The sequence below is a fragment of the Bradyrhizobium genosp. SA-4 str. CB756 genome, from assembly GCF_000473125.1.
In the GTDB taxonomy this organism is placed as follows: Bacteria; Pseudomonadota; Alphaproteobacteria; order Rhizobiales; family Xanthobacteraceae; genus Bradyrhizobium; species Bradyrhizobium arachidis.
The window spans coordinates 521,802-542,165 of sequence record NZ_KI421499.1 but is presented as its reverse complement, the minus strand read 5'-3'; the positions used below and the strand labels follow the sequence as shown (position 1 = coordinate 542,165).

Annotated in this window: 19 protein-coding genes; 10 read left to right on the top strand and 9 right to left on the bottom strand. The window is 64.6% G+C overall.

What is annotated here, in order from left to right:
• Positions 1–135: 135 nt before the first annotated feature.
• Positions 136–816 carry a TetR/AcrR family transcriptional regulator gene (locus tag BRAGE_RS0102615; protein ID WP_027560592.1) on the top strand — a complete coding sequence of 227 codons (681 nt, stop codon included), beginning with the start codon at positions 136–138 and terminating at the stop codon, positions 814–816.
• A gap of 42 nt (positions 817–858) precedes the next feature.
• Here the strand turns inward: BRAGE_RS0102615 and BRAGE_RS0102610 are convergent, their stop codons facing one another.
• Entirely contained in the window at positions 859–1,473 is a 615-nt protein-coding gene (locus BRAGE_RS0102610) for a CGNR zinc finger domain-containing protein (protein ID WP_027560593.1), read from the bottom strand.
• 127 nt (positions 1,474–1,600) lie between these two features.
• On the opposite strand from BRAGE_RS0102610, the gene BRAGE_RS0102605 reads away from it, so the two are divergent.
• The gene (locus tag BRAGE_RS0102605) at positions 1,601–2,452 is read left to right on the top strand and encodes an alpha/beta fold hydrolase (RefSeq protein WP_027560594.1); all 852 of its coding nucleotides are present in this window, start codon (positions 1,601–1,603) and stop codon (positions 2,450–2,452) included.
• 44 nt (positions 2,453–2,496) lie between these two features.
• Here BRAGE_RS0102605 and BRAGE_RS0102600 read toward each other — a convergent pair whose 3' ends face one another.
• Entirely contained in the window at positions 2,497–2,976 is a 480-nt protein-coding gene (locus BRAGE_RS0102600; protein WP_027560595.1) for a MarR family winged helix-turn-helix transcriptional regulator, read from the bottom strand.
• 113 nt (positions 2,977–3,089) lie between these two features.
• Between BRAGE_RS0102600 and BRAGE_RS0102595 the strand changes: the two genes are divergently transcribed.
• Both BRAGE_RS0102595 and BRAGE_RS0102590 read left to right on the top strand, forming a co-directional pair.
• Positions 3,090–4,298: an ABC transporter substrate-binding protein gene (locus BRAGE_RS0102595; protein WP_027560596.1), complete on the top strand. Its 1,209-nt coding sequence runs from the start codon at positions 3,090–3,092 to the stop codon at positions 4,296–4,298.
• 14 nt (positions 4,299–4,312) lie between these two features.
• The gene (locus BRAGE_RS0102590) at positions 4,313–5,491 is read left to right on the top strand and encodes a cytochrome P450 (RefSeq protein ID WP_027560597.1); all 1,179 of its coding nucleotides are present in this window, start codon (positions 4,313–4,315) and stop codon (positions 5,489–5,491) included.
• 31 nt (positions 5,492–5,522) lie between these two features.
• Here the strand turns inward: BRAGE_RS0102590 and BRAGE_RS0102585 are convergent, their stop codons facing one another.
• Complete coding sequence (locus tag BRAGE_RS0102585) at positions 5,523–6,242, bottom strand: hypothetical protein (protein WP_027560598.1); 720 nt, start codon at positions 6,240–6,242, stop codon at positions 5,523–5,525.
• 286 nt (positions 6,243–6,528) lie between these two features.
• Between BRAGE_RS0102585 and BRAGE_RS0102580 the strand changes: the two genes are divergently transcribed.
• Both BRAGE_RS0102580 and BRAGE_RS0102575 read left to right on the top strand, forming a co-directional pair.
• Positions 6,529–7,452, top strand: coding sequence for an ABC transporter ATP-binding protein (locus BRAGE_RS0102580; protein ID WP_027560599.1), 924 nt, complete (start codon positions 6,529–6,531; stop codon positions 7,450–7,452).
• On the top strand, positions 7,449–8,210 hold the full coding sequence (locus tag BRAGE_RS0102575; RefSeq protein ID WP_027560600.1) for an ABC transporter permease: 762 nt from the start codon (positions 7,449–7,451) through the stop codon (positions 8,208–8,210). Before BRAGE_RS0102580 ends, BRAGE_RS0102575 begins: the two co-directional genes overlap by 4 nt.
• A 57-nt stretch (positions 8,211–8,267) precedes the next feature.
• Here the strand turns inward: BRAGE_RS0102575 and BRAGE_RS0102570 are convergent, their stop codons facing one another.
• The gene (locus BRAGE_RS0102570; RefSeq protein WP_027560601.1) at positions 8,268–8,591 is read right to left on the bottom strand and encodes a hypothetical protein; all 324 of its coding nucleotides are present in this window, start codon (positions 8,589–8,591) and stop codon (positions 8,268–8,270) included.
• A gap of 360 nt (positions 8,592–8,951) precedes the next feature.
• Between BRAGE_RS0102570 and BRAGE_RS0102565 the strand changes: the two genes are divergently transcribed.
• Entirely contained in the window at positions 8,952–9,731 is a 780-nt protein-coding gene (locus tag BRAGE_RS0102565; RefSeq protein ID WP_027560602.1) for a L,D-transpeptidase, read from the top strand.
• A 38-nt stretch (positions 9,732–9,769) separates the two neighbouring features.
• Here the strand turns inward: BRAGE_RS0102565 and BRAGE_RS0102560 are convergent, their stop codons facing one another.
• Positions 9,770–11,026: a hypothetical protein gene (locus BRAGE_RS0102560; protein WP_027560603.1), complete on the bottom strand. Its 1,257-nt coding sequence runs from the start codon at positions 11,024–11,026 to the stop codon at positions 9,770–9,772.
• Positions 11,027–11,270: 244 nt separating this feature from the next.
• Here BRAGE_RS0102560 and BRAGE_RS0102555 point away from each other — a divergent pair, with 244 nt between their 5' ends.
• Positions 11,271–11,525, top strand: a complete 255-nt coding sequence (locus BRAGE_RS0102555) for an acyl carrier protein (protein ID WP_027560604.1) — start codon at positions 11,271–11,273, stop codon at positions 11,523–11,525.
• Between the two features lie 25 nt (positions 11,526–11,550).
• On the top strand, positions 11,551–13,248 hold the full coding sequence (locus BRAGE_RS0102550; RefSeq protein WP_027560605.1) for a fatty acyl-AMP ligase: 1,698 nt from the start codon (positions 11,551–11,553) through the stop codon (positions 13,246–13,248).
• Positions 13,249–13,255: 7 nt separating this feature from the next.
• Here the strand turns inward: BRAGE_RS0102550 and BRAGE_RS0102545 are convergent, their stop codons facing one another.
• The 3 genes from BRAGE_RS0102545 to BRAGE_RS0102535 are packed head-to-tail and all read right to left on the bottom strand — an operon-like array spanning position 13,256 to position 16,630.
• Complete coding sequence (locus tag BRAGE_RS0102545; protein WP_051377664.1) at positions 13,256–14,212, bottom strand: hypothetical protein; 957 nt, start codon at positions 14,210–14,212, stop codon at positions 13,256–13,258.
• Between the two features lie 28 nt (positions 14,213–14,240).
• Complete coding sequence (locus BRAGE_RS0102540; RefSeq protein WP_027560607.1) at positions 14,241–15,623, bottom strand: MBOAT family O-acyltransferase; 1,383 nt, start codon at positions 15,621–15,623, stop codon at positions 14,241–14,243.
• A 47-nt stretch (positions 15,624–15,670) separates the two neighbouring features.
• Entirely contained in the window at positions 15,671–16,630 is a 960-nt protein-coding gene (locus BRAGE_RS0102535; RefSeq protein ID WP_231164105.1) for an acyl-CoA desaturase, read from the bottom strand.
• Positions 16,631–16,963: 333 nt separating this feature from the next.
• Between BRAGE_RS0102535 and BRAGE_RS0102530 the strand changes: the two genes are divergently transcribed.
• Entirely contained in the window at positions 16,964–17,821 is an 858-nt protein-coding gene (locus BRAGE_RS0102530; RefSeq protein ID WP_027560609.1) for an alpha/beta fold hydrolase, read from the top strand.
• Positions 17,822–17,963: 142 nt separating this feature from the next.
• On the opposite strand, the gene BRAGE_RS0102525 is transcribed toward BRAGE_RS0102530, so the two are convergent.
• A complete protein-coding gene (locus BRAGE_RS0102525) occupies positions 17,964–20,243 on the bottom strand; it encodes a fused MFS/spermidine synthase (RefSeq protein ID WP_027560610.1) in 2,280 nt (759 codons plus the stop codon).
• Between the last annotated feature and the right edge of the window lie 121 nt (positions 20,244–20,364).

The following is a 20,364-nucleotide window of genomic DNA, read 5'->3' as shown; positions in this document are numbered from 1 at the left end:
CATCGACGGCTTATTAGAGAGATTGCTCTAATAATCACTCTCACGCCTCGCAACACTCGGTCAACATAAATAGATGGAACTCTCTAATTTTGATTTTCTCGTGGCAAATCGTCGTGCTAAACGGGGCGAGTGTGAATGGAGATGTCCGATTTGAGGAAAGTCGATCCCGTCAAGCATGAGCAGAAGCGCCAGGAGATCCTCGGCGCGGCGATCCGCTGCTTCATCAGGGACGGCTTCCGCGGCGCCAGCACGACGGACATCTGCACCGAGGCCGGCATCAGTCCCGGCCACCTCTACCATTACTTTCCGAGCAAGGAGGCGATCATCGAGGCGATGATCGATCTGGGCGTTGCGCATGCGGCGGAGCGGTTTGAGAGGATTCTCGCGGCCGACGACGTAATCGAGGCGCTGCTCGTCGACATCGAGGACAACAGCCTGCGCTTTCGTCCCGCCCAAATCCTCAATCTGGATGGCCTCGCCGAGGCAGGCCGCAATCCGGACTTCGCCAAGATCATCGAACGGCACACCGCGGCGGTCCGCCGCATGTGGAGCGACTTCCTGCGCCACGCGCAACAGCAGGGGCGGGTCGATCCAGGGCTGGATCCGGATGCGACGGCGAACATCCTGATCGCCCTCATCGACGGATCCCGCGCCCTGCCGATCCGCAATCCCAAGCTGGATATCAAGCAGAGCGCGGCGCATCTGCGCACGATGCTCCTCCGCTTCCTGCGGCCAGCCGCGGCGCAGAGCACCGCGAGCAAGCCGCGCAGTCAAGGGACCAGTCGTCCGCTCAAGCTGGTCAGGAAGCGACCATAGGGCATCCCCTGCGGCGCGGCCTGCCGCAGCTGCGCGTCGCCGTCACGGCCGGCTCTTGAGCCTGTCGCGATGCGCGGCCTGCTTGGCGCGGTTGCCGCAAATCGCCATGCTGCACCATCGCCGCGCGCGCCTGCGGGTGTGGTCGGCGAACAGCATCGTGCAGTTATGGCCCTCGCACGCCTTCACGTCGGAAAAGTCTTCGTCGCAGACGAACTTTGCCATCGCTTCGCCGATAGGCAACAGCAGGGACTCCGGTGATCGCCAGCGCCGCGTCCTCTGCAGCGCAAGGCCTTCCTCACCATGGCGAGGCCCGACTTGCAGGAACGTCTCATCGCGCTCCAGGATGCCGTTCAACGGGCCAAGCTCGTGCAGCGCCTTCGCCGTCAGCGGCCGGCCCGCATGCTCCAGAACAAAGCCCCTGAACCACTCGCGCAAGGCGCGGACCTGATCGGCGACCTCGTCGAGGTCGGCCGGTCTGGCGCGCGCCGTCAGCGCATCCAGCTCCTCCGGCGGCACCAGCTTCGCCTGCGCCAGCCAGTCGATCAGGCCATCGCCATCGTCGAGCCAATCGACGGGTGTATCGACTGGCGTCGCCACCGAGTTGAGGAAATCGAGGCCGAGCGAGTCGGCGAGGAACATCGCGGGTGGTCTGTCCATGAGCGGTCCTTGGCCTGTCGTGAGAAGGCAACCCTACGTAACCAGTAAAATAGCCATTGACAAGTTACTATCGACTTTCATAACCTGAATAAGACGATTTAACAGGTTACGTAAAATGGAGAGGGTCATGACCCCGACGACCTACCGCACCGCAGACGTCGACGGCTTCAAGGTGTTCTATCGCGAGGTCGGCCTCAAGGGCGCGCCGAAGCTTTTGCTGCTGCACGGCTTTCCGAGCGCCGGTCACATGTTCCGCGACCTGATCCCGCTGCTCGCGGACAAATATCATATCGTCGCGCCCGACCTTCCCGGCTTCGGCCAGTCCGACATGCCGCCGCGCCAGGACTTCGTCTACAATTTCGAGAACATCGCGCATGTGATCGAGCGCTTCACCGAGGTGATCGGCTTTGACCGCTTCGCCATCTACGTCTTCGACTATGGCGCACCGACCGGCTTCCGGCTCGCGCTCAGCCATCCCGAACGGATCACGGCGATCATCTCGCAGAACGGCAACGCCTATGAGGACGGCCTCAGCGACGGTTGGACTCCGATCAAGGCCTATTGGCAGGACCCCTCGCCGGCGAACCGCGAGGCGCTGCGCGCCTTCCTCACGCCGGAGGCGACGCGCTGGCAGTACACCCATGGCGTCCCCGATCCGTCCCTGGTGTCGCCGGACGGCCAGAACCTCGACAATTTCTATTTGGCGCGCCCGGGCTCGGACGACGTGCAGCTCGACCTGTTCGGCGACTACAAGAGCAACGTCGCGCTCTATCCGCTATTCCAGAGCTATTTCCGCACGCGCAAGCCGCCGTTCCTGGCGGTGTGGGGTAAGAACGATCCGTTCTTCATCCCGCCGGGGGCCGAAGCCTTCAAGGGCGACAATCCCAACGCGGTGGTTCAGTTCTTCGACACCGGCCATTTCGCGCTGGAAACGCATGCGCGAGAGATCGCGGAGAGCATTCGCTCGTTCTTGAAATGACGGGACATGCGCGCCGCGGCCTGTAGCAGCATTGCGGCGCCGCCCTAAAGCGGCAGCATCCGGTTCAAGAGCTCGAGCAGCGTGCGCTGCTCGGTCTCGGTGAGCGGCACCAGCATCCTCTTGTTGTAGGGCTCCGTCAGCTTTGTCCCCTCCTCAATCAGCTTTGCGCCCTTCGGCGTGAGCACGAGCTCGACGGCGCGACGATCGGACTTCGAGCGGTTGCGCTTGATGAAGCCGGACGATTCCAGCTCGTTCAGGATCTTGATCAGGTTCGGCAGGCGCAGCCGCAGCAAGCTGGCGAGGCTGCTCGGCGGCACGCCGGGATTGTCGCGGATGACGGCGAAGATCGCATAGGTCGCCGGCGTCAGGCCGAGTGCGGCGAACTCCTCATAGAAGCCCTCGAAGAACTTCAGCTGCGCGAGGCGCAGCATGAAGCCAGGCGTGCGCTGCAGCGCGCGCAGGTCCAGCGAACTTTCCGGCTGCGACGCGGATTTCGCTCCGGGTTTCCGAGTCTTCGAGCTCATGATTCTCAATCCAAATTCTCAATCCAAGGCTGGGCCGAATTGACACTCTCAAAAATAGCTATAAAATATAACTATTATTCAGCGGCACCAAGACCGCCTATGGGAGGGACAGAATGAACAGCAAATTCCTGCACAAATTGTGCATTTTGGCCGCGACGCTGACCGCCATGCCGGCATTCGCCCAGGACGTGGTGAAGATCGGCATCCTCAACGACCAGTCCGGTCCGTTCGCGAGCTATCAGGGCATCGGCTCGGTCGTCGCTGCCAAGATGGCGGTCGAGGATTACGGCGGTAAGGCCGCCGGCAAGCCGGTCGAGGTCGTCGCGGCCGACCACCAGAACAAGACCGACATCGGAATCGGCATCGCCCGGCGCTGGTACGAGAACGAGAGCGTCGATGCGATCTTCGACATTCCGAACTCGTCGATCGCGCTTGCGGTAGCCGGCATGAGCGCCGAGAAGAACAAGGTGTTCGTCGGATCGGGCGCCGGCACGGTGCTCCTGACCGGCGAGAAGTGCACGCCGAACACCGTGCACTGGACCTACGACACCTATGCCTACGGGCGCGGTCTCGGCAAGGCGATCGTACAGCAGGGCGGCAAGAAGTGGTTCTTCATCACCGCCGATTACGCCTTCGGTCATGATCTGGAGAAGCAGGCCGCGGAGGCCGTGAAAGCCTCCGGCGGCGAGGTGCTCGGCAGCGTGCGGCATCCGCTGGGAACGGCCGACTACGCCTCGTTCCTGCTGCAGGCGCAGGCTTCCGGCGCGAACGTCGTCGGCTTCGCCAATGCCGGCGACGACACCATCACGTCGATGAAGCAGGCCGCCGAGTTCGGGCTGACCAAGGACCACAAGCTGGTCGGGTTGATCCTCGGCATGAACGGCCTTCCCGCGCTCGGCCTGAAGTTTGCGCAGGGCGCGCAGATCATGAATCCGTTCTACTGGGATCTCAACGACGGCACGCGCGCCTTCGCAAAGCGCTTCGCCGAACGGATTCCGTCGAAGGCCTATCCCAACGACATGCAGGCCGGCGTCTATGCCTCGGTCATTCACTACCTCAAGGCGGTCGACAAGGCCGGCGGCGCCAAGGACGGCAAGGCCGTCGTCGCCGCGATGAAGGAGATGCCGACCGACGATCCGCTGTTCGGCAAGGGCTATATCCGCAAGGACGGACGCAAGATCCATCCGCTCTACCTGCTCCAGGTCAAGTCGCCCGAGGAATCGACGTCGAGCTGGGACCTGCTCAAGGTCGTCGCCACGATCAAGGGCGAGGACGCATTCCGCGCCGAGAGCGAAGGCCAGTGCCCTCTGACGAAGCAATAGCAGCGGGGCTGACCATGAGCGGCATTGCATCCAGTCCGGCCGATCCGTTTGCGCCTGACTTCCTGATGGAGCCCTATCCTGCCTATGAGGAGTTGCGCGCGCTCGGACCTGCGTTCGAATTGGAGCGATACGGCGTGTGGGCGATGGCCGGATATGCCGAGGTCGAGCCGGCCCTGAAGGACTGGCAGACGTTCATCAGCGGCGAAGGCGTCGGGCTCCACGGGATGAATCCGGCGCTGCCACGACCGCTGACGCTCCAGATCGATCCTCCCGACCACGACAAGGGCCGCCGGGTGCTCGGCCGCACGCTCTCTCCCGGCGTCGCAAGGAAGCTGCGCGAGACGTTCCAGCGGGAGGCGGAGAAGAAGGTTGCGGAGTTGATCGACAAAGGCACGTTCGATGCCGTGACCGATCTTGCCGAAGCCTATCCGATGAAGGTGTTTCCGGATGCGATCGGCATCCGGCCGGACGGCCGCGAGAAGCTCCTGGCGTGGAGCACGTTCGTGTTCAACAGCTTCGGGCCGGAGAACGAGATAGCCGCGGCGTCACGGCAGGAAGGTCTCGCCGCGCAGAGCTGGATCATGGAATGTTGTGCGCGGGATGCGCTACGGCCCGACAGCCTCGGCATGATGATCTACCAGGCGGCTGACGAGGGCGAGATCACCGAGCACGAGGCAACGCATCTGGTGCGGCCGTTCCTCACCGCAGGGATCGACACCACCGTCAACGGCATCGGCAACACCCTGCTCGCGCTCGCAACGCATCCGGATGAATACCGCAAGCTTCATCACAAGCCTGAGCTGGCGCGCAACGCGTTCGAGGAAGGCCTGCGCTACGATTCACCGGTGCAGACGTTCTTCCGCACCACCTCGCGCGAGGTCGAGACCGGCGGCGGCGTGATTCCGGCGCACCGCAAGGTGCTGCTGTTCATGGCCTCCGCCAACCGCGATCCCGCGCGATGGGACAGGCCCGATCAGTTCGACGTCGAGCGGGTTGCGACCGGACATGTCGGCTTCGGCGCCGGCATCCACGCCTGCGTCGGCCAGATGATCGCGCGCCTGGAGGGCGAATTGATCTTCGGCGAGCTCGCAAGGCGCGTGAAGACCATCGAGCTCACGGCAGAGCCGAAACGCAGGCTCAACAATTCCCTGCGCGGGCTGGAGAGCATGCCGGTCCGGGTGACGGCGGCCTAGGCCGCGTCACACGATCCGGCATGAGCGTGTGTCAGTTCCTCGCCGGAGCCGCAGCCGCCGCCGAGCGCGCGGGCCGCGGCCCGCCGGGTTCGGCGACCGGAGCCGCCGGGGCACGCGAGCGCGCAATCGCGGCATCGATCTCGGCGATGACGCGGCGCTGGATCGCCTCGCTCTTGTCGATCGAGATGTGGCCGACGCCGGTGCCGCGGACGTCGACATTGTCGAGCTTGCCGCGCAGGCCCGCCGCGGCCCGAACCGGCTCGCCGGGACCGTCGCCGATATAGATGTTGATGTAGCGCTCGGCACCGGTCGAGAGCCTAGTCTTGAACACGGAGTCGAGGCCGATCGCGAGCTTCACGGGAACGCCGAGCTGGTTGAGCTTGGCGATCATGTCGGGCAGCGCGGTCGCGCCGGAGGAATGGCCGACCAGGATGATGGTCTTGAGGCGGCCGGCCCTGTAGGCGGTCGCGGCTTCATCGGCAAGCGAGGACCAGGACACGAAGTTGGCGACGGTCACCGGGATCCCCTGCGCCTGGAGCCGGGCGCCGATGGTGTCGAGCCCGAGCGAGAAGATGTTGAGCACGCCGCGGAGCAGGTAGACATGCGTGGTCGCGACCTGGGCCTGGCTCGGGGCCGCCCGGGCGGTGGTCGGGCTGATGGCAACAGCTGACAGCAGGAGCAGGCAGAGCGCCCACACGCGGAGGGCGGACAATTGGCTGGCGCCGGCGGTGTGACGGCCGTTCGGTCTCATCGATGTTTTCCCTGGGGACGATACGCTTTGCGATTGGCCGGAATCGTAGCCACGGCCCGCTCGCAGACGCAACAAAGAGGCGCGTGAGCGGCGATCTTAGCGGCAAGCCGTGACCATCGCGCAACACTTGCCGGGAACCTGCCACTCAACCACCTGTTTTGAGGCCATTTTTCTCCGGGCAATTGCGACCGGGCAAGGGCATTCCTATCTCAGGGCACCGCTGACCCGCCTCCCGGCGGGTTCCAGCTTCCTTCCCCAGCCTTTGCCCCTCAGCCTTGCGGCCATCATGTCCTCCATCATTTCCGTCGCCAATCTGTCGAAGACCTATGGGTCCGGCTTCAAGGCGCTCAAGAACGTCAATCTCGACATCAAGCGCGGCGAGATCTTTGCGCTGCTCGGGCCGAACGGCGCGGGCAAGACCACGCTGATCTCGATCATCTGCGGCATCGCCAATCCCAGCGAAGGCAAGGTTCTGGTCGGCGGCGAGAACATCCAGACCTCCTACCGCAAGGCGCGCTCGCTGATCGGCCTGGTGCCGCAGGAACTGCACACCGACGCGTTCGAGAGCGTGTGGGCGACGGTGAGCTTCTCCCGCGGCCTGTTCGGCAAGCCGAAGAACCCCGCCCATATCGAGAAGGTGCTGAAGGACCTCTCGCTGTGGGACAAGAAGGACAACAAGATCATCACGCTTTCCGGCGGCATGAAGCGCCGCGTGATGATCGCCAAAGCGCTGTCGCACGAGCCCCAGGTCCTGTTCCTGGACGAGCCCACCGCCGGAGTCGACGTCGAGCTACGCAAGGGCATGTGGGAGGTGGTGCGCACCCTCCAGCAATCCGGCGTCACCATCATCCTGACCACCCATTACATCGAGGAAGCCGAGGAGATGGCCGACCGCATCGGCGTCATCAACAAGGGCGAGATCGTGCTGGTCGAGGACAAGACGACCTTGATGCAGAAGCTCGGCAAGAAGCGGCTGACGGTGCATCTGCAAGGCAAGATTGCCTCGCTGCCGGAGAGCCTCGCGCATTACGAACTCGACCTCTGCGACGGCGGCGCGACGCTGGTCTACGACTACGACACCAAGGGCGAGCGCACCGGCATCACCAGCCTGCTCAGCGACCTCCGCACCGCCGGCATCCGCTTCAACGATCTCGACACGACGCAATCGTCGCTCGAGGACATCTTCGTCGACCTCGTGAGGACGTCATGAACCACCGCGCCATCCGCGCCATCTACCTGTTCGAAATGGCGCGCACCTGGCGCACGCTGCTGCAAAGCATCGTCTCGCCGGTGGTCTCGACCTCGCTCTATTTCGTGGTGTTCGGCGCGGCGATCGGCTCGCGCATCAGCCAGGTCGAGGGCGTCAGCTACGGCACCTTCATCGTGCCGGGCCTGATCATGCTCTCGGTGCTGACGCAGAGCATCGCCAACGCTTCGTTCGGTATCTACTTCCCGAAATTCACCGGCACGATCTACGAGATTCTGTCGGCGCCGATCTCCTATTTCGAGATCGTGCTCGGCTATGTCGGCGCCGCCGCGACCAAGTCAATCATCCTGGGCCTGATCATCCTGGCGACAGCCGGCCTGTTCGTGCCGCTGCACATCCATCATCCGATCTGGATGCTGGCCTTCCTGGTGATGACGGCGGTGACGTTCAGCCTGTTCGGCTTCATCATCGGCATCTGGGCCGACGGCTTCGAGAAGCTGCAGATGATCCCGATGCTGGTGGTGACGCCGCTGACCTTCCTCGGCGGCAGCTTCTATTCCATCGACATGCTGCCGGCGGGCTGGCGCACGGTCGCGATGCTCAATCCGGTCGTCTATCTGATCTCGGGCTTCCGCTGGAGTTTTTACGAGATCGCTGACGTCAGCGTGTCCGTCAGCATCGGCATGACAGTGGCGTTCCTGGTGGTCTGCCTCGCCATCATCTGGTGGATTTTCCGCACCGGCTACCGGCTGAAGAACTAACCTCTTCCGTCATTCCGGGGCGCCCGTAGGGCGAGCCCCGGAATGACGGCCGTGAACTCACCGATAGCAGTGGAAGCGGTGATAGCCGTCGTAATAGCCGCGGCAGTGGCGATAGTGACGGTGGGGAATGCCGAACACGCCTTCCACCGCGCCGACGGCGCCGCCGACGCCGGCGCCGACCGCGCCACCTACGACGCCGCCCACGGGGCCGGCGATGCGGTTACCTTCATACGAACCTTCCTGCGCGCCGCGCACGATGCCCTGGGCGTGGCCGGCGTGCGGCAGCGCCAACAGCGCGAGCAGGATGGCGGCAGCTGCGAACAGCAGGCGGGCAGGCAGACCGGCCGGCAGGGCTGCGGCGGCGATACGGGCTTTGTTCATCTTCGATCCCAAGGGGTGTTCGGCGGCGGACGCCGCCTGTCGCGGCAGGCGACAATCAACGTTCGAAGCGGCCAAATGGTTGCGCCTTTGTGACGAATTGTCGGCGTTGTGAATGCCCGTCCGCTCGCGAAAATGTCAGCATCGCAGCTCACCACGTGGCACAAAGCGGCCTTGCTTACATCACGCATCACGTTAACGATGGCTGGGCAGGCCGCTGGAACGAAAGCCGGATTGCAGGCATATTGCACGCCGGGGGACGGAGAGCCGCGGTGCTATTGTTTGAGCATGATCTTTCGGAAAACCGCTACACACTTTTCCGGATCATGCTCTAGCGTGAACAGGCCGGAGGCCAGACGTCAGATGCGTTCATATTTAATCGCGTTCACTTCCCTGATGCTTTTGAGCGCGGGCACCGCGCACGCCAAGGTCGACATCACCGTCGACAAGGACAATCAGCAGATGACCGTCGTCGTCGACGGCGTGACCCGCTATCACTGGCCGGTGTCGACGGGCATCCCCTCGCGCGAGACGCCGAGCGGCGCCTTCCGCGCCTTCCGCATGGAAGAGGATCACTTCTCCAAGGAGTTCGACGACGCGCCGATGCCGCATTCGATCTTCTTCACCAAGGTCGGACACGCCATTCACGGCACCGACTCGGTCGGCCGTCTCGGCTCGCCGGCCTCGCATGGCTGCGTCCGGCTGTCGCGCCAGAACGCCTCGACGCTCTACGCGCTGGTGCAGCAGCAGGGCGTGCTCAACACCACGGTGACGTTGACCGGCTCGGCGCAAGTGGCGCTGGCGCGCAACCCGCGCGGCCGCAATGCCAATGCGGTCGCTCGCGCCCAGCAGCCGGCCGAAGAGCAATACGCCACCTCAGGCGATCCCGTGAATCTGGCGCCGCCGGCGCAACCCGCCCGCCGCTACATGCCGCAGGACGACAACTACATCTATCCGGCCGACGGCAGCGACACCGGCGCACGCTATCCGGCCCCGCGCTCTGCCGGCCGCCCGCTCTATGACGCGCAGGTTTATCAGCAGCAGCAGCCGCAGCAGTATTACAATCAGGGCTACGGCCAGCAGGGCTACTATCAGCAGCAGCCGCGGCAGTATTATCAGCCGCGCGGCTACTATCAGAACTGACGTTGTTATTTGAGCATGATCCGGGTTCGGATCATGCTCTATCTGAACGCGGCCTCGCCGCGTTCGACGATCTTCCGCGCAGCATCGACGAAGGCACGGGCGACCGGCTCGAGGATGTCGGCCCCGGTCGCAGCGAGATCGTCCGACGGAGTGTGGAACGTCCGATGGCGGCCGGCCATGCCAAGGAAATTGGCGTAGCCCGCTGCATGCACGTCGCGCAGCTCGCCGACTGCCTGCTTCTCCGTCACCAGACGTTTGGCATCGACCCTGGCGAAGGCCTCGTCGGTCAGCGCGACGGCCGATTTGCTCAGCACGAGATAGCGCTCTTCCTCAGGCCGATCGGTGCGGGCTCCTTCCGCAAAGGCGTAGCAGGCGTTCGACGAGCCGAAGTGAATCCACGCCAGCGTCTGCTTCGTCGCCGGCGCGCCGTGCTTCAGGAACAGCTCCATGCCGCCATGGCCGATCTCGTGGCCGGCGGTCGCGATGAAGACGAAATGCGCCGGCCATTTTTCCGCAGCGACGGTGCGCGCGAGCGCGAGGAAGTTGGCGATGCCGGGGCCGCGCTCGCAGACGCAGCTGTACCAGCCGGTCATCGGCGTCGAGACGACGATGGTCGGGCCGGTGCCGATCGAGGCGATGACGTTGCGGCCGGCAACATCGCGCTCGTAATGGCCCTTGACGTCAAGGGTGACAGGCGCACCTGACGCCAGCGCGCGCTCGAAGGTCGGGCGCGATCTGGCGCCGACCACGATCACCGGCACCGGCCAGGGCGTGTCCTCCTGAGTGACGTTGTAGGCAAAACGGTCGTCGGCGGGATTGCCGATCGTCAGGAGGATGCCAGTGGGCTTCTTCGCCGCCGCCTCGCTGATCGCCGCGCGATGGGCGGGGCCGAGATAGGCGCCGCGATCGAATGGCAGGTCGAGCAAGAGGATCTTCCCGGCGACATCGCCATCGCGCGCGAGCGGCGCCGTGAGATGGAAGCTCGCTTGGTCTTCCGGCGGCCACCAGAACGGTGTCGCCTCCACGCGCGTGCCGCCGGCATCGACGCTGGCCTGCTCGACGACATATTGCCGGCCGAGCACGACGGGCTGGAAGCTGACGTCAAATCCCGCCTGCTTCATCTCGCCGGCGATCCAGTCCGCGGTGGCGCGGTCGCCGGGCGAGCCGAAGCGGTGCAGGCCGAAGGAGGCGTAGCGCGTGACGTCTTCGTAAAGACGAGCCCCCGAAAGCACATCCTTGGCTGCCGCCTGCCCAACCATGAGAACCGCCATCGCTGCGATCAAGATGCGCCGCATGTCTGTCCCTCCCGGAACCGATCTTCTTTTGAGAACCAGTTTCGCTGCTTCGCGGCCGTCGTCAACCGCCTCACCGACCAACATGCCGCTGCCTAAGGCAGCAAACCGAGTCAGTCTGGGCACGAATCGAGCAGCGAGCGGCGCAAAGGCAACAGTCCCCAACCTTCAACGCCGCGGCGTTTCGGCCAAATTGACAACCTTGGGGTCGCCCGTATTGTCTTTCCAATTGTTTCTGGGAAATGACATGACTCGCGAGCAGATTTCGGATTTCTGCGTTACCGCTTTGGCCAATATCCTGCGCATCTCGAAGGATCGGGTCGACACCGGCACCAAGTTCAACCGCCTCGGCCTCGATTCGGCGATGCTGGTCTATCTCATGATGGAGCTCGAGGAGAAGCTCGACCTCGAACTGTCGACGGACGACTTTTACGACCATCCGACCGTCGAGGCCCTGTCGCGATTTCTCGCCGACAAGCGCGCGATCCGCACCGCCGCCTGACGGCGGCTGAACCCGGCGCAGCCCAATGGACAGCTTCCGCTCGCTCGTGGCGCTCCTGGCGCGGCGCGCCGCGGAGCAGGCTGACGACCGCGCCTATGTCTTCGTCTCCGATCGCGGCACGGAAGAAGCCGCCCTCACCTTCCGCCAGCTGCGTGACGCCGCAAGCGCGCTTGCGACGCGCTTGACTGCGGCCGCACGGCCCGGCGAGCGTGCCATCCTGGTGTTTCCGCCCGGCATCGAATTCATGGTGGCGTTCTTCGGCTGCCTGATGGCCGGCATCATCGCGGTGCCGATGATGATGCCGCGGCGAAACGCCGCGCGCGACGCCAGCGCCGCGATCCTCGCCAATTGCACACCGGCGCTGGCGCTGACCAGTTCGGCTTTCGCGCTTCGCGGCGATCTGCAAACGCGCTTTGCGCAGGCGAACATCCGCTGGATCGAGGTTGATCTTGCCGCCGATGCCGCGGCGGCAGTCGATCTGCCCGAGCCGACGGCCGAGGACATTGCATTCCTGCAATACACCTCAGGTTCAACCTCGGAGCCCAAGGGCGTGATGGTGAGCCACGCCAACCTGCTCGCCAATCTCGAGATGATCCGGCTCGCGCTCGGCAACACCAGACAGTCGACCTACGTCAACTGGGTGCCGCTCTATCACGACATGGGGCTGATCCTGAACGCGCTGCAGGCATTCTATGTCGGAGCTACTTGTGTGCTGATGGCGCCGAATGCCTTCATGCAGCGGCCGCTTGGCTGGCTCCGCGCGATCTCGCATTACCGTGCGGAAGTGGCGTGCAGTCCGAATTTCGGCTTCGATCTCTGCGTCAGCCGCTATCGCGCCGACCAGATGGAGGGCGTCGATCTCTCCTCGCTCAGGATCGCGCTGAACGGCGCCGAGCCGGTGCATGCGGACACCATCGAGCGGTTCGTCACGGCTTTCTCGCCCCACGGATTCGATCCGCGCGCGATTTATCCGGCCTACGGCATGGCGGAGGCGACGCTGCTGATCTCCGGCGGACGCCGCGGCGGCGGTCACGTCACGCGCAGCGTGAGCCGCGCGGCGCTCCAGGCGCATGTCGCGGAGGCGCCGTCCAGCGCGGACGACACGCAGATCGTCGTCGGCTGCGGGCGCGCGCTCGCCGGCGAACGGATCGCGATCGTGGACCCGGAGCAGCGCACGCGTCTGCCCGCCGACCGCGTCGGCGAGATCTGGGTGAATGGCGCCAACGTCGCCCGCGCCTATTGGCGCAACGGCGAAGCGAGCCGCGACGGGCTCAATGCTGAGATCTCCGGCGAGCACGGCCTGTGGCTGCGCACCGGCGATCTCGGTTTCCTCGATACAAATGGCAAGCTGTTCGTCACCGGGCGGATCAAGGACCTCATCATCATCCGCGGCATCAACCATTATCCGCAGGACATCGAGCGCACGGTGCAGTCGCTCGACGGTGCTTTGCGCGAAAACTGCGGTGCGGCCTTCTCGGTGCCGGACGAGGGCGAAGAGACGCTCGTCATCGTGCAGGAAGTCGAGCGCACTGCGCGCCACACCATCGACACCGAGGAGATCAAGGGCCGGATCCGCGAAGCCGTCGCCGACAGCCATGAGCTCTCCGCGCGCCACATCGCGCTGATCCGTCCGGGCACGCTGCCAAAAACCACCAGCGGCAAGATCCAGCGCAAGCTGGCGCGCCGGCTGTGGCTCGACGGAGGATTTGAGGAGATCGGCTGAGGCCGACTCAGAAATCGATCTTTGCGCCCTGACCGTCTCGCAGGCTCGCGGCGATGCCTTGCTCAATCCTGCGCGCGATGGCCGCGCGGTAGTGGACGAGATCCGTAAAATTGGCGGGATCACGCGTCAACGCGTTGTCGACGCGATAGTCGACCAGGTTGCTGTTTGCGCGCCCGCTGACAATGGAGCGGAAGGCTTCCCTGCAAGCCGCATGAACTGCGGCGTCGCGCGTGCCGGGAACAGGCACGATCGTGTAGAAGGTCGGGGGCATCACCAGCACGACCGCCACCTCGCGCGGAAATTTTCCGATCGCGGCGGCCAGCATGTCCGCGTACGGAAAATGATCCGTGACTTTGCCTCTGAACGGCGCCGCGTTCGCCGGCTCCGCAGCAGTCGGATGCTTCGCGCCGGGCGCCCATAGTTCTTCGTAATTCCAATAGCCATCGGCGCGGACCGGCTGGCGGGCGCCGCGAGCGATGGCGATACGTTGGAATGAGCGATCGAGCGCGGCCCAGGTGAAGAGATGGCCGAGCTGGCGCAATGTGCCGCCCTCATAAAGCCAGTACGGAAATGGGTCCTTCGACAGAGGCAAGACCGCCTGGCTGCACCAGGGCTGATCGATCGAGAAGACGAGGGCGCGGATCGTCTGGTGGTGCCGGGCAAAGAAATCGAGAATCGCGAGATCGCCGCGCGGATCGGCGCCAGGCGCGACAAGCTGAACGAAGCGCAGACCCGTCGCCTTGTCCAGTCGCGCAGGTTCGAGCAGCTGCCCGGTCGAATTGCCTAGGATGGCGGAATCAAATTGCGTGTCGCGGGCTCGGCTTACATTGGCCGTCCAGGGATTGCGGTCAGCCACGCCGCGAATGGCGAAGGGACCAAAACGGCCGCTATCGTAGGGATCGACAAGGATCACGAGGGTCGCAATCAACGCCGCGCCCAGCGCGAGCGCGCCAAAGCAGGCCACGAGGCAACGGCTCCATCCGGATGAGACGTCAGAACTGGAAGTAGACGAACTCATGGACCCCTCGTTCGCCGATCTGAATCAGCAAGGCAAGAATGCCGACACCGAGCAGGCCCGCCAGCACCACGTTCGGACGGCGGGTGAAGAAAGCCACGATGTCCTGGCTCGCCGGCAGCACGAACGCGAACAACGGCGCTGCGATCAGCGGCCACAACTGTCCACCGCGTTCGAGCGGCAGCGGCGACAACAGCCCGGAGAAGACATGCCAGGCCGCCTCCACCGATCCCGCGCGAAAGATCACGCCGGTCGCGAGCACGAACAGCACCGTGAGCGCCCAGCCGAGCCATGACGGGCAGCGCGGACCATAGCGCCGCCACAGCGAACAAACGACCTGCGCGAGTCCGTGCAGCATGCCCCACAGCACAAAGGTCCAGCTCGCGCCGTGCCACAGGCCGCACAGCGCCATCGTGATCAGCATCGCGCCGAAGAATTGCACCGGCAGAAAGCGCCGCGGCAACAGGCGCGAATTGACCAGTGGGTAAAACACGTAGTCGCGCAGGAACAGCATCAGGGTGATGTGCCAGCGCTGCCAGAAATCCTGGATGTTGGTCGAGCGCAGCGGCGCGTTGAAATTGTACGGCAGTTGCACGCCGAACAGCAGGCCAAGGCCGATCGCGATGTCCGAATAGCCGGAGAAGTCGAACAGGATCTGGAATGAGAAGCAGAAGGCGAGCCAGGCATCGCCGCTTGGAAGCGGCCCATGTGCTGCCGCCGCGTAGATCGGATCGAGCAGATGCGCGATGCTGTCGGCAATCATGATCTTCTCGAACAGGCCGAGCGCGATGAAGCTGGTCGCGATGCAGAACTGGCGCTGCCAGCCCGGCACGTAAACCTGCCTTCCGAACTGGTGCATCACCTCCGACCAGCGCGCCAGCGGCCCTGCAATCGCCTGCGGGAAGAAGGCGATGTAGAGCGCGTAGCGGTCGAGCGCGTAGAGCGGCGCCTTGCCGCGCTTCAGATCGACCAGGTACATGATGTGGTGGAAAGTGAAGAAGGAGATGCCGAGCGGCAGCCCGATGTCGAGCGCCGGCAGCGTGGTGCCGAGCACGAGGCCGACATTGGCGAGCAGGAAGTTGGCGTATTTGAACAGCGCCAGCACCGCAAGATCGAGCACGATCACCAGCGTCAGCAGGGTCTTCCATTTCACCCGCCCATAGACGACCGAGGCGAGCCAGTTGATCGCGATCGAGGCGATCAGCAGCAGGATGAAGGACGGACTGCCCCAGGCATAAAAGGCGAGCGACAGCGCGACCTGCACGCCGATGCGCAAATGCGGATAGGGATCGGCCAGGCGGTAGATCAGCAGTGCCGCCGGCAGGAAGACCAGGAGAAAGGCATAGTCGTTGAAGAGCATCGGATCAAAGCCGCGCCATCACCGGCGCTCGCGCCGGCCGATGACGCTCAGCCCGTTTCCAGATCGGGTGCGGCATCGCCCGGCTGCCGCAGCATGCGCCGCGCGATCTTCTCCTCGCTCGGCACCTTGACGTCCCAGGCGAGCCCCGCCGCTTCCAGCGCGCGGATGAAGATGAAGCCGGGATCGAACTCGAACCAGCGCAGGCCAAAGGCCGCGGAATACGGAAAGGCATGGTGGTTGTTGTGCCAGCCCTCACCCCAGGCGAGCCAGGCCATTACACCGAGATTGCGGCTGTTGTCGTCGCGGGTGACGAAGGGCTGCGTGCCAAAGGTGTGCATGACGGAGTTGATGGCCGAAAAGGTCTGCTCGACCACGAACATGCGCACCACGCCGCCCCACAGGAAGCCGTTCAGCGCGCCCCACGGGCTCATGGTGACGAGGCCGCCGATCGCCGCCGGCAGCACCAGGCCGAGCACGACCCAGCTGTAATAGTAGCTGTTGACGGCGACCAGCCTGCGGTCCGCCATCAAGTCTGGCACGTAGTGCGCCACGTTGGGATAATCGTGCGCGATCATCCAGGTCAGGTGCGCGTGCAGGAAACCGCGCAAGCGGCCGAGCAGGCTGTCGCCATGCAGAAGCGGCGAGTGCAGGTCGCCGTCGTGATCTGACAGTTCGTGGTGGCGCCGGTGCATCGCCGCCCAGGACAGCATCGAGCCGCGGCCGGCCATCGACCCCATGATGATCAGCATCGCGCTCACCGTCGTGGAGGTCGCAAAGGCGCGGTGGGTGAACAGGCGGTGATAGCCGACGGTGAGGCCGAGGCCGGTGATCAGCCAGAAGCCGAGGAACAGGCCGAGCTCCATGGCACCGATCGGCCGGACGAACAACAGCCCCAGCGCAGCCAGCGCGCCGAGGAAGGGCAGCACATCGAAAAGGATGAAATGCCGCCGCTGCATCTTGTGAAAATGCCGGCTGCGGATGATGCGGTGATCGCGTTTCTGTGGCACGGGCGGATTCCAATGCAATCATGAGTACATACAAGCCGGGCGGGCGCAACCCAAGCCGCCGCCTCAAGTTTCAACAGGTCCGGCCCATGGGCCCTGGGCCCCGGCGGGGGCCGGAAACCGGCAATTCCCTCACTTTTGCGAGAGAATCCCGCCTTCCGGCCGCGCGCAAACGGCCGGTCATCCAACTGTAAAAACCCCGCAATAGCTTCCGGCCCATTCATCGAGCCAGGACGGCTGGCGGAAAGTGTTGCGGCGCGCCCGGAATTTGTGCCGGGCATGATCCAAGCGATGGCCCCGCCCGCAGGATTGAGATCACCGGATGCGGAGACTGTCATGAAGCGAGGCATTGCCGTTTTCGCCTCAGCCGCGGCGCTGATGGCCTTCACCTATTTCGTTGCCGGCAAATGGGCGATCCACCACACGACCCTTGCGATGGCCGACATCCTGCGCGGCGACCGCGACGTGACCGTCGAGGTCTCGGTTCGCCGCGACCGCGAGATCCAGTCGATGGCCGAAATGATCGACCTGCCGGTCGTCATTCTCAGCCACGGCAACACGGTCAAGCACACCGAGTATTCGTTCCTGACCAACACATTCGCCGCGCGCGGCTATCTCGTCGTGAGCATCCAGCACGATCTTTCGAGCGACGATCCCATGGTGACCAAGGCCGGCGAGGAATATGTCGGCCGCCGCTCGCAATACAATCGCGGCATCGCCAACATCCTGTTCACGATCGAGCGGCTCAAACAGCTCTATCCCAATGCGGACTACCACCATTTGACTTTGGTGGGGCATTCGAACGGCGGCGACATCTCGATGTATTTCGCCAAGCTCCATCCGGAGCTGGTGAAGAAGGTCGTCACGCTCGACAATCTGCGCGTGCCCTTCGTCACCGACGGCAGGGTCAAGATCCTGTCCTTCCGCTCCAGGGATCCGCAGTTCAAGCCCGATCCCGGTGTCGTCCCTGACGACGAGACCTGCGCCAAGGCGGGCATCCAGGTGGTGAAGACCGAATTCCAGCACAACGATCTCAGCGATCGAGGCTCGGACCAGGTCAAGGGCTTCATCGAAGGCGCGGTCCACGACTTCCTCAACGAGCTCGGCGAGGACGACAGCCCGTTCAACTTGCCGCGCCTGGGGAAGCCGCGGCCAACCATCGATCAGCTGGCGGCCGCGGTGCCGGAGCGCTGAGCGTGCGGCCTTGCGCCTCTCGTGCCCCGGACGCGGCGCAGCGCGTAGCGGTGCGCTGCAGAGCCGGGGCCCATCTTTCTGGGTCCCGGCTCTGCGTCGCGTCAATTCATGCCGCGCCGCGTCCGGGACACGAGAGCCTCGATCACTCCCCGTCCCTTATCCGCCGGTACAGCGCGCCCAAAATATTGGAATAATCGTCGGTCCAGACCCGCACCCTGTCGTCGGCTTCGGTTTCCTCCCATTGCTTGGAGGATGCGATCCTGCCGACGTCGTCCGCATCGCGCGCGGAAATGACGACGTCGGTGGAGAAGATGTAATCGGAATCGCGGCCCGAATCCTCGTTGTAGACCCAGCTCTTCAAATCGTTGGCGTCGGCGATGCCGACCACGACGGGCTCCAGATCGAGATGCCGGTTGGAGACGTGCATCACCACCGCGCCGTGCGGGGCGAGCTTGTCCTTGTAGATCTTCATCGCCTCTTCGGTCGCGAGGTGAATCGGGATCGCATCCGACGAATAGGCATCGACGATGATGAGATCGTAGGCGCCGTCGGGCTCCTTCGCGAAGGTCAGGCGTGCGTCGCCGATGACCGGCTTCAGGTCCGGCAGGCAGCTCGAGATGTAACGAAAATTCTTCGGATCCCGCGCCGCATCCACCATCGACTGGTCGATCTCGAAGAACTTCCAGTCCTCCCCTCGTTCGGCGGCGCAGGCGAGCGTGCCCGAGCCGACGCCGATTGCCGCGACCTTCAGCGGGCCGCCCTTGCGCTCGCGCATCGCGGTGACGGCCTGACCGATGCCGCCGTCCTTGTGATAGTAAGTGATCGGCTCCGGCCGGCCGGCGACGGGCGTGCCGTCATTGTTGAGGAAGCGCTCGGCGCCGTGGATGGTGGTGCCGTGCATCAGCACGTGGAAATAGCCGCCGGGCGTCACCACGATCTTGTGCACGCCGAAGAAGCTGCGCACCGTGGTGACGCGGCCCTCGTCCGCGGGATAAACGCGGATCAAGGCCAGCGCCAGCGCGACGGTGGCAAAGATCTTCCAGCGGTCTGCATTGAATGCCAGCGCCAGCAGCGCGGCGAGCACGCCGACGCCGCCGGCGACCCAGACGCGGTGATCCTCGAACCAGGTCGACAGATCACCCGTGGTGGTGGACGGCACAACCAGCGCGACCGCAAGCGCGGCGAGCACCAGCCAGTACCATTTGACGACACCGGCGAGACGCTCGCTGGCGGGCGGCCGGCACAGCGCGGCAAGCGCGACCAGGATCGGATATTCGGCGATCCATGAGAAGGTGAAGGGAGCAACGAGACCGGCAAACAGCCCGCCGATCATGCCGCCGAACGACAGCGCGACATAGAAGCCGGTGAGATATTTGGCCGCCGGCCGGGTCCGCGCCAGCTCGCCATGACAGGCCATGGCGATGACGAAGAAGCAGAGCTGGTGCCCGCCGAGGGTCAGCAGCAGGTTCTGCTCGCCGCCGAATGCCAGCAGGACGATGACGCCCGCGATCGCAACCGGCTGGAGCATCAGCATCCATTTGTGGGGCAACAGCGGGCGCGACTGGAACACCACCACCCAGGTGAGCAGATACAGCGAGAGCGGCAGCACCCATAGCAGCGGCGCCGCCGCGACGTCGGTCGAGATATGCGCGGTGACGGCGATGAGCAGGCCGGACGGCACCGCGGCGAGGAAGATCCAGCGCAGCCGCGTCAGCAGACTCGGGGCCGGCGCATTGATCTCCTCGGTTTGCGCATCGACCACGGGAAGCTTCGGCGAGCGCAGCAGCAACACGCCGCAGCCGCCGATCAGCAGGATCAGCAGGCCATAGCCGGCGGTCCAGAACCGGTTCTGCGTGTGCAGCGTGAACATCGGCTCCAGCAGGAAGGGATAGGACAACAGCGCGAGGAAGCTGCCGATGTTGGAGGAGGCATAGAGGAAATAGGGATCGTGGCCGGCAGGATGGCCGGTGCGGACGAACCAGGCTTGCAGCAGCGGGTTGTTGGCGGCGAGCGCGAAGAACGGCAGGCCGATCGAGACCACGAACAGGCCGAGCAGCCAGAATGCGTAGCCCGACGCCGGCGGCTCGCCATAGGCAGAGGCGATGCCGAGCGGCAGGGTGGCGAAGGCCGCGATCAGCAGCATCAGATGCACCACGACGGGAACGATGCGGTTCCTGACCCGCATCAACAGATGCGCATAGGCATAGCCGGCAAGCAGCAGCGACTGGAAGAACACCATCGCCACCGACCACACCGCCGGCGAGCCGCCGAGCCGCGGCAGCACCATCTTCGTGAACAGCGGCTGCACCGAGAACAGCAACAGCGCGCTGACGAAGATCGCGGCGGTGTAGACCGTCAGCAGCAGCCGGTTGCGCGACGACGACGGCTGCTCCGTGGCGGCGGGTTGCACGATCGAATCCATGAAAGCTCCGGCAAAAGCGTTTTCCAGCGAAGCGGGCACCGGTTCGCGCTGGAAAACGCGTCGAATAACTCCCCCGGCGGGCGCCGGACCGCGCGCAATGGAGCACACCGCGCCTGAACGG